This is a genomic window from Flavobacterium sp. MK4S-17, from assembly GCF_009848495.1.
Taxonomy (GTDB): Bacteria; Bacteroidota; Bacteroidia; order Flavobacteriales; family Flavobacteriaceae; genus Flavobacterium.
Genome location: NZ_WWEP01000027.1, coordinates 17,738 through 26,687, shown reverse-complemented (window position 1 = coordinate 26,687; position 8,950 = coordinate 17,738). Strand labels below are relative to the sequence as shown.

Here is an 8,950-nt window from a genome sequence, read left to right as displayed (position 1 = left end):
ACTATGGTATTTATATCATCATTCGACAAAATTGAGTTATTTTTGCAGAACAATACAGATACAATTTTTATTATTTATTACAGTACAGTTATGGATGGTAAGGCCTATATTTATCAAAAAATTGCCTCGAACCTTGAGCACAAGATTCTTTCAGGGAGCTTCAAGGCCGGTGAAAAACTGCCTTCAGTACGTACGATCAGCCGCGAGAACGGCATAAGTATAAGTACTGTACTGCAGGCCTATTACTCCCTTGAGAGCAAAGGGCTCATTGAATCACGTCCCCAATCGGGCTATTATGTAATCCATTGTACAAAGCTGTCGCCGGATATGGTCAGCACAAGCGGTCCGGATAAGCAAGCTGACCCTCAGGAAACAGAGCACCTTATAGCTCGCGTTTATTCTGAAATTGGCACCAGCAGTAACCTGTTGTTCTCCCTTGGCGTACCTGAGCGCGAACTGCTTCCGGTAGCCAAACTGAGCAAGTCGCTGGTACAGGCTACCAGGGCATTAGACGCAGGAGGGGTGGGCTACGAACCGGTCCAGGGCAATCTCAGGCTGCGCCGCCAGGTTGCCCGCTATTCTTATACGTGGGAAGGCAACCTTAAGGAGGACGACATTGTTACCTCTGCGGGCGGAATGAGTGCACTTGCCTACTGCATAATGTCTTTGGCCTCAAGAGGCGATTCCATCGCAGTGGAAAGCCCTGTTTATTTCGGTATTCTACAGTTGGCCCGCGGTCTCGGGCTCAATGTTATTGAACTTCCTACCAATGCGCTGACGGGGATAGAGCTCGAAGTGCTCGAGCAGCACCTAAAAGCAGGCCGTATACAGCTTTGCCTTCTCATCAGTAATTTTAGCAATCCATTGGGCAGCTGTATGCCGGATGACCATAAGAAGAGGGTGGTAGAGCTTATGGAGCATTACAATATCCCGTTAATTGAGGATGACCTGTACGGCGATGTCTATTTTGGCAAACAACGGCCACGCACGCTAAAGACTTTTGACAAGAGCGGCAATGTACTCTTGTGCGGTGCGGTCTCTAAAACCTTGGCGCCCGGTTACCGTGTTGGCTGGGTCGCCCCCGGCAAATACAAGGACAGGATACTCAAAGCCAAGCTGTATCAAAATGTTTCCGGAACGTCGGTAACGCAGGAGGCTATTGGTCATTTTTTAGAAAACGGGCGCTACGAAAACCACCTCCGGAAATTGCGCCATACTCTTCATGGCAACTCGCTGAACTTCATAAGGACCATCGCAGAGCATTTCCCTGATGGCACAAAGGTCACCCGTCCCCAAGGCAGCTTCATCCTGTGGCTGGAGCTGCCACCAGCAATCAATACTATTACACTTTATGAAAAGGCCTTGCCACTGGGCATCAGCATAGCACCTGGACGGATGTTTACACTACAGGATCAGTACTATAATTGCCTACGCCTGAGCTATGGAATGCAATGGTCTGAGCGGGTAGAGCAGGGGCTAATCGCGCTTGGAGCTATTGCACATGATTCGTTATAAAAATTGATGCCTGAAGAAACTATCCCGATCCATGTGAGCTTTAAATTTCTGTGATCGTGTTTAGGAAAGGGCTCTCTACAAGATGTAGGGTGCGTATAGTATATGAATTGTTAAATCTGATAATGGCTGCTTTTTTGTAATTCTTGAAATGTTTTTGTAACCCTTGCATATTTCTTACAGGATCTTTGCTTTGCAAAATAATGATTGTGAAAAAAATTACCTGAACATCCGATGGCATCTGCAGTTTACAGGCAAGCTTTATAAAAACCCCAGGAATATTGAACTTCGGGCCGAAGCAGAATCGTTGGCAGAAGACCAGCGTTTCTGGATTGTACAGCATGTTGAACCGGAGGTTCGCCAGCTAAATATAGATGAAGACTTTTGTTTGATGCTCGGAAGGAACCTGACGGCTAGGGTATTGGGAAGAAGGCCCGTTTTACTAAAACATATTAAGGATAGAATGAAACAATAATCAAATTTAAAACCCTGTATTTTATTTGGAACAAGTTGTTTACCTATTCTCTGGCGAGTGCGTTAGCTCTTTGGTGAACTGGACCTTTTATATCTGAAGTAATGCGATAAACAATTTATTTCCTTAAGCTACAGTGCTTGGCGGTATGAAATGCCGTCCTTTATACATGTAACTTGTTATTGGTAAGTTAGTATTGATTACATCAATAAACTTACATGCTAAGTAAAAAGAAATAACATCAAGCTATAAATGACCTTACCTTCTATAGAAAATAAGGTTACCCAAATGTTCATATCCTTACAATTCCCTTATTTAAAAATTCTTTTATCGTATAGACTAGCATGTAGATGACCCACAACATCCAGAAGCATTTTTAGGCTTGCAATCTATTACTGTGCCAAGGTGAGCCTGCTCAATCCTGCAACTGTCGTTTAGCATTTTTCTTAGTCGTTCCCTACCGCGTTGCACTTTTGAGCGGAGGGTAATGTAGTTCATATCGAGCTTTTGAGCCAAGTCTTTTTGACTCATACCTTTCAGTTCAGACTGCTCAATCACAAGCCTGTATTCATCGGGCAGTTGTGCTATCAAACTGTGGATACAGCCTTCCATGAGGTGGTAGGCATTGGTATTTTCGGCTGGTTCTAATTCTATGGAAAACTTACTTTCCCAGGTTTGTACCTCAACCCGGGTTTTGTGGTTTCTGAAATAGTCAATAATTTGGTTGTTGGCGATGGTAAAAATCCAGCTCTTGAGGCTTTCTGTTTTTTTGAGTGTGTCGATTTTGGTGATAATTTTCAGTATGACGTTTTGATAAATGTCTGAAACGTCTTCATCATTATTCACTTTTGAACGAATGAAATTTTTGAGATGCTGGCCAAACTCGGTGTGTATGTCATTAAGTTGATCCATTATTTTACAAATTTAAAAATTTTGAATAAGGTAATTGCAGCCAACAGCAATAGGATTGAAAACAATAGTTGGTGTTGGACTGATTGCATGAGTTGTAAACCTACTAAAGCTCCTACAGCCCCTCCCAGATCTTTGGATGATGCCAGTTTTGTGAATGTATTGTAATTGCTTTCTGTGGTGGCTTCTTCCAAAGCGAATAAGGGTAGGCAAACGTTGTTGAATGCTGCCGATATAAAGAGTATTATTAGTGAGGGTATGATAATGTTTCCTAACAAAAGCATCAAGGAAGCGCAAATTGTTACAGAAGACCAAATGAAAACTCTTCTAAATCCAAATTTTCCGATGATGTTGCCTGCTGCCGGAGCTAGCACTATCTGGAATACCTTACGAAGGGAAATAAATACTGCTGTATTCAACAACAAGTTTTCGGGATCTGGATTTCCCTTGATTTCGAACGAGATACTTACACCTACAACAATGAGTCCGTCAATGAGAAAAGACGATATAAAAACCCAGGTGTCAAGCCAATTGGCTTTTTGGAATCTTGTGGTGCTTGGGGTATGAATTTCGGGTTTCAGCGGAGGGAGTGCCCTTAAAAAAGGAAAACATAATAATGGCAGCAAAGCAGCAGTAATAAATAGGATTCGAACTCCCCAAAGGGATAATATCATCGGCCCTATCCAGTAGGCAACCACCGGACCTAATTCCCGAAGGGCAGTAGTGAGCCCTATTGCGTGGGATTTGTTGGGAGCAAGTTGGGCAAACTGTACTGACGAAAACCTGAACATGGAATAGGCTGACCCCCAAGCTATCCGAACGATGATCCAGAGCCATAAAGGCATTGGGAATGCATAGGCTAATGCTGAAATACTTGAAAGTACTGATGCGAGGAAGAGGATGGCTTTTAAACCAAGCGGCTTTGCCAAAGCATTCACCCATCGGTTGAAAAAGAAGCGAACGAATTTGTTAATGCTCAAAATAACACCAACAGCTATAACACTCAGGCCTAATACCTTGGCATTAACTGGCAGGTAGGCATACAAAAATGCATCTGCCATGCCGCCCAAAGCCATTGCCACGGATGCGACAATGGTTGGGCTTAATGACTGAGGTGTTGCATTAGTAGGACAACAGATCTGATAATCAGCGCAACAGGCTTGTTTTAGTTCCATTGAGTTTGTATTCACTAACTCATAAGACGGGTTAGTTAGAAATTGATGCAAAAAAACTGCCGGTATGGGCAGTTTTCGGGAGGTGATAAGCAACTTAACCTTAACCACAGCACGCTGAAGCTTTTGGAGCAGAGGCTGTGAATGCTGTGTTACAACCACAGCCGGCTTCACCTTCTGCTTTTTTCTCTTCATCGAGCTTGCAGCAAGCATCTGCATTGGAAGTAGGGGCACCACCGCAACAACTTGTTGTTGCTACTTCTACTGGTTTTTCATTGTTTGTTTTTACTAATGTTTCCATTTGACTTGAATCTTGATTTTTATTATCGGATTGAACTGGGGTGCAGCAAGCAGCTGCTTGATTTTCTTTTGTTGATGAGGCAGGCTGCACACCGCAGCAGGCAGTTCCATCATCGTTGTGTGAACTACATACTCCTGTTTCGGGTAGATCAAGCTCCACACGTTGGCCGGCCTCTATGTCTCCATCTAACCAGGCTGCTATGCTGCGGACTTGTTCATAACCGGTAGCCATCAGGAAAGTGGGAGCCCGTCCGTAGCTTTTTACTCCCACTACATAAAAATTGGGTTCGGGCTGACGGAGTTCCAGTTCTCCATGCGGCCTGACCGTTCCGCAACTGTGTACATTGGGATCAATGAGTTCAGCCAAATCAGGAAAACACTCAAGGGCAGGGTCTTGGGCTACCCTTACTTCCCGGAGCACCGTAAAGTCGGGGCGGGCCCCTGTATTGGCTATAATTTCTTCAATACCTTTCAATTCGTGGTACTGTGATTTGATGTAGCCTTTGATGGTAAGCCTTGAGGCTTCCGCAGTGAGTCCGTGTATGTAATACGGGGTATGGATATGAAGCTGACCTGACTTAACCAATTGTTCAATTTTAATTCCCAAAGCTCCCCTTGCTTCGAGTGCATCATTTTCCTGACCGCCATATACTTTTGCTAAACTTTCGGTATGCAAAGCCCAATGTAATGTGATTTGGGGATGGCTTTCTTTCAATTTGGCCAAGTCCAACAATGAATTGATGGCAGAATGTCCTGCTCCAATGACCAGTACGGATTTATTGGCATATCTGTGCTGATCTTTTCCGAGTATGTCAGGTATGCGGTAGGTTATACGCTCGCTATTTTCCAATTCTCCCGGTGCGAAGATACCGCCAACGCCAATGGGATTTGGGTTTTGCCATGTACCGGATGCATCGATTACTGCCGATGCTTCGAAAGTGCCAAGGTTACTTCCTTGCTGTACTGTGATGATAAAAGGTGTATCTGCTCGTCCGGCAGTATGCATTTTATCCAGACCTTTTTTGGTAATGGCAACAACCTTTGAATTGAGGTGGAGGTGGGGTTCTATACTTGGGTGAAAGGATAAAGGTAGTAAGTACTCCTTTACAAGTTCCTCTCCCGTGGGCAAGCCATCTTCACCAGGCTTTTTCCATGTCATTTTGAGGAGAAGGTTTTCCGCTGCTTTGTTGATGTTGTATCTCCAAGGTGAAAACACACGAACATGCCCCCAATCCAGCAGATTGGCACCTACACTGCTTCCTGCTTCAAAAAGCAAAAAAGGTATGTTGCGTTCTACCAGGTGGGCAGCTGCCGCCATTCCAACAGGACCTGCACCTATTATTGCTACGGGAAAGTCTTTTATATTCATAACCATTAAATTTTGTTGTTTGACATTAAGACGTGCTCGATAAATTTTGATGCATAAAAAAGCGGGGATTAACCCCGCTTTTAATTAGTCATCTGAACAACATGTGTTCAGCTCACACGCATCTGGTGGACAATCATCTTGAAATGTTATACAACAGGCAGGTGGACACTTTTTAGCTGCCATTGAGTTCTTTGACAGATCTAAAGATCCAGATGCCCACACGGTACCAACCGTTAAGATCCCAACAATGATAGAAAGCAAACCGATTCTTTTCATGAGATACTGTTTTAAAAGTTATTCCATTATGACGGGCACAATGCAAAAATGATGCAGGTGATCATAACTGATATAGGGGAAATCGGAAACTCATTTTTGACGCTTCAAAGAACTTCTTAAGTTTTAATTGCACCTTTTTTGAATGAATATAGACGGGTATCCTTGAGAGAAAATTTTTACCAAAACTCTCTACCAAGTATTCAATAATTCTTCGGGCAGCTCTATAATATCAGTTTCTTAGTGTTCTGATATTTAGCACTGGCAAGTGCCGGCACAGCCACAGCGCTACCCATAAAGTGCCCGATAATGAAATCAGGCTTATAATTTTCAATCAGTAAACCACAAACCCGGATAATTTGAAAAACATTGGTGCTTTTACCGGTACTCGCATTATGCGCAGGTGCATCAAAAGTGATTAAAGTAAATTCATGATCTGGAAACAAGTTCATTAAATCGCAAGAATTTCCTGCGTACCCTATCCAGCCATGTGCAGAGAGGACAGCCTTCTGATAAACCCTTCTGATATTCTCTTCAAATCGTACCCGTGGGTTTTCCACTTCCTTTAAGTATTGAAGTTCTTATTGCTCTGAACCTGAAATAACGGCATAGTGGATAGCGTAAAGGCTAAACTGTTGCCCAAGTTTGGGTTTAGTCGATAGGCAAGATCCAAGGAGTATTTGATTATAAAGAAAATTAGTTTCTTCATCGGCTTATTACTGTTCTGAGGTGAAAGCAGTAGAGTAGGTGACCATTCCAGATATTCCCTTCAATGAATTATCATAAAGTTCTTTTACCAGGAAAGCCTCATTGGGAACTCCTGCATAGGGGCATGTGATGCCTTTGAGGCTAGCTTTGCCAAATCCGAATCTTGGATAAAAATTTGGGTGTCCTAAAACAACGATTGCAGAAAGACCGATCTTTTCTGCTTCTGAAACCGCATGATCAACTAAAAGGCTCCCAATACCTTTATTCTGGAAATCGGGCAAAACAGCCATTGGAGCCAGTGCAGCTAATCCTTCGAAATGCTCCCCGATGGTAATTTTTGATAGCATTATGTGCCCAATTATTTTACTATTGTGCAATGCTACAAATGAAAGTGCAGGTAAGTACTCATTTTCATTGCGGATTCGATCAATTAAATCTGCCTCATCGGCTCGATCAAATGCGAGAATGTTGAGTAATCTTATCTGGTCAAAATCTGAATATTCTTCTGGTCTTGTAGTTATATTCATTTGATTGGGTGTTGTAGGTGTGTAGCTATTGCAATTCTGTTCCAAGCATTGATGATTACGATCTGCATAATTATCGCAGCTATCTCACTCTCTGAAAAGTGTTTAGATACCATAGCGTAAGTTTGATCAGAAAGCCCCTTGTCGGTTATTCTAGTTATTTCATCTGTTACAGCCAACAAGGCTTTTTCTTCGTCAGAAAACAAGGGGGATTCCCACCAGGCGGACAAAGCATAGATCCGCTGTTCGGTTTCTCCTGCCTTTCGTGCATCTTGTGTATGGATTTGAATGCAGTAGGCACAACCATTGATTTGAGAAGCTCTAATTTTTATCAACCCCTTAGCTACATATGATAACTGCGATCCAGCCATGTATTTTTCTAAAGCAGCCATCGCTTTGTATGCATTTGGATCAATATCTTTTATTACAATTCTTTTACTCATGACTTTTGATTTTTGTAATTTTCGACATTCCCATCGGTTTATTGAAGTATAAACCTGACCTCTTAGGTTCAAACATTTCGTTAAATAAAGAAAGGGCTTTGGAGTTCTGATAAACAAATCTAATGTAGCGTTTGTGGTACTTAGATATGACAAACTCCCTCAAAGATTCGTTATCATTCCAATAGGATATCATCACTACCTCAATTGGGCTTACAATAGCAGGAACAGCGGATCGACAACCCTTTGCCTTTCTGGTAGTTTTTATTACAGAGAAAAGGGATAACCACAACCAAACAAATCCAAGTAGGTTGTTTGCCTTAAATCCATTGATGAAAACCACCCACTTGGGGTCTATTTCAATTTGGTATGGTTTGATTTTTTCTTTCATTGATCTTAAAAATTTTTTAATCTTGGTTTGAGACGAATGCAGTTGAAAAATGATGCATTTTAATAAATGAGAGAAAAAATAAGGCGGGCCAATCTTTAATTAAATCGAGAAAGGGGTTTAATCTGGTTTTGGTGTAAAAGCTGTGATGCTCACGCTGTATGATGTTGTTCTTGATAAATGAAGAGACGTATGCTCTCCTGTTTTAGTATGAATTCCGTTATCTTTAACCACTTTCTAGTATCCTATTATTTAAGGAGTGAGTGGGTCCAGGAATTTCTTTTCTGTCCTTTGCGTTATTGGCTTTTTCTCTTGCAGAAGTTCGCCAAACACTTCGGTTGGGTGGGCAAAAAAAAGCTGAAAAATATATATATTCTCCAGCTATTAATAATCACTTTTAAGATATTTATTTCAGCATGTACGTTATTGCGCCGCCGTCAACTACAATGTCTGCCCTGCTTATAAAACTTGTCGTATCAGAAGCAAGGAGTAGAAGTGCCTGTTTCGGACTCTAAAGTTCTTAAGTGCATGCTTCCATTTCTCAACTTATCCTGTAATTTCTAATGCTTCGATTAATCCGCCGGTTATCTTTAAACGGTAATTTAGTATAATTGGGCTTCCTGGAAAATTTCCTGAAGTTTCCGCTTTTAAAATACTTTCTGTTTTGTTTTCTTCAAGACCTACTGGCTGCATTGTCGCCTGGTATCGCTCGTTAGAGTCAGCAATCCAGGCTTCAATTTCTTTCCTGCCATTGTGGGTTTTACCCTCATCGTAAACTACTGCTGTTTCAGAAAAGCATTTTGCATAGGCAGCACTGTCAAAGTTATTTTGTGCTGCCACTAAATCTTTTATTACTTTCGGTAAGTCCATTTTTTAATTTTAA

General features: G+C 42.0%; 10 protein-coding genes. 2 read left to right on the top strand and 8 right to left on the bottom strand.

Going from position 1 to position 8,950, the window contains the following annotated elements; translation table 11 throughout:
* Positions 1-3 precede the first annotated feature (3 nt).
* Together GSF09_RS09615 and GSF09_RS09610 are read left to right on the top strand one after the other, a co-directional pair.
* Positions 4-1,515, top strand: a complete 1,512-nt coding sequence (locus GSF09_RS09615; protein ID WP_236564875.1) for a PLP-dependent aminotransferase family protein — start codon at positions 4-6, stop codon at positions 1,513-1,515.
* A 190-nt stretch (positions 1,516-1,705) separates the two neighbouring features.
* The gene (locus GSF09_RS09610) at positions 1,706-1,987 is read left to right on the top strand and encodes a hypothetical protein (RefSeq protein WP_159800777.1); all 282 of its coding nucleotides are present in this window, start codon (positions 1,706-1,708) and stop codon (positions 1,985-1,987) included.
* A 336-nt stretch (positions 1,988-2,323) separates the two neighbouring features.
* Here GSF09_RS09610 and GSF09_RS09605 read toward each other — a convergent pair whose 3' ends face one another.
* From GSF09_RS09605 to GSF09_RS09570, 8 genes are all read right to left on the bottom strand, one after another.
* A complete protein-coding gene (locus GSF09_RS09605) occupies positions 2,324-2,896 on the bottom strand; it encodes a sigma-70 family RNA polymerase sigma factor (RefSeq protein WP_159800775.1) in 573 nt (190 codons plus the stop codon).
* The gene (locus GSF09_RS09600; protein WP_159800773.1) at positions 2,896-4,068 is read right to left on the bottom strand and encodes an MFS transporter; all 1,173 of its coding nucleotides are present in this window, start codon (positions 4,066-4,068) and stop codon (positions 2,896-2,898) included. The genes GSF09_RS09605 and GSF09_RS09600 overlap by 1 nt, the downstream gene beginning before the upstream one ends.
* 100 nt (positions 4,069-4,168) lie before the next feature.
* A complete protein-coding gene (locus GSF09_RS09595) occupies positions 4,169-5,734 on the bottom strand; it encodes an NAD(P)-binding domain-containing protein (protein ID WP_159800771.1) in 1,566 nt (521 codons plus the stop codon).
* Positions 5,735-6,231: 497 nt separating this feature from the next.
* Complete coding sequence (locus GSF09_RS09590) at positions 6,232-6,567, bottom strand: alpha/beta hydrolase (RefSeq protein ID WP_159800769.1); 336 nt, start codon at positions 6,565-6,567, stop codon at positions 6,232-6,234.
* A gap of 156 nt (positions 6,568-6,723) precedes the next feature.
* Positions 6,724-7,242: a GNAT family N-acetyltransferase gene (locus tag GSF09_RS09585; protein ID WP_159800767.1), complete on the bottom strand. Its 519-nt coding sequence runs from the start codon at positions 7,240-7,242 to the stop codon at positions 6,724-6,726.
* Positions 7,239-7,682, bottom strand: a complete 444-nt coding sequence (locus tag GSF09_RS09580) for a carboxymuconolactone decarboxylase family protein (protein WP_159800765.1) — start codon at positions 7,680-7,682, stop codon at positions 7,239-7,241. Before GSF09_RS09580 ends, GSF09_RS09585 begins: the two co-directional genes overlap by 4 nt.
* The gene (locus GSF09_RS09575; protein ID WP_159800763.1) at positions 7,675-8,070 is read right to left on the bottom strand and encodes a monooxygenase family protein; all 396 of its coding nucleotides are present in this window, start codon (positions 8,068-8,070) and stop codon (positions 7,675-7,677) included. The genes GSF09_RS09580 and GSF09_RS09575 overlap by 8 nt, the downstream gene beginning before the upstream one ends.
* Positions 8,071-8,613: 543 nt before the next feature.
* Complete coding sequence (locus GSF09_RS09570; protein WP_159800761.1) at positions 8,614-8,937, bottom strand: nuclear transport factor 2 family protein; 324 nt, start codon at positions 8,935-8,937, stop codon at positions 8,614-8,616.
* Positions 8,938-8,950 lie beyond the last annotated feature (13 nt).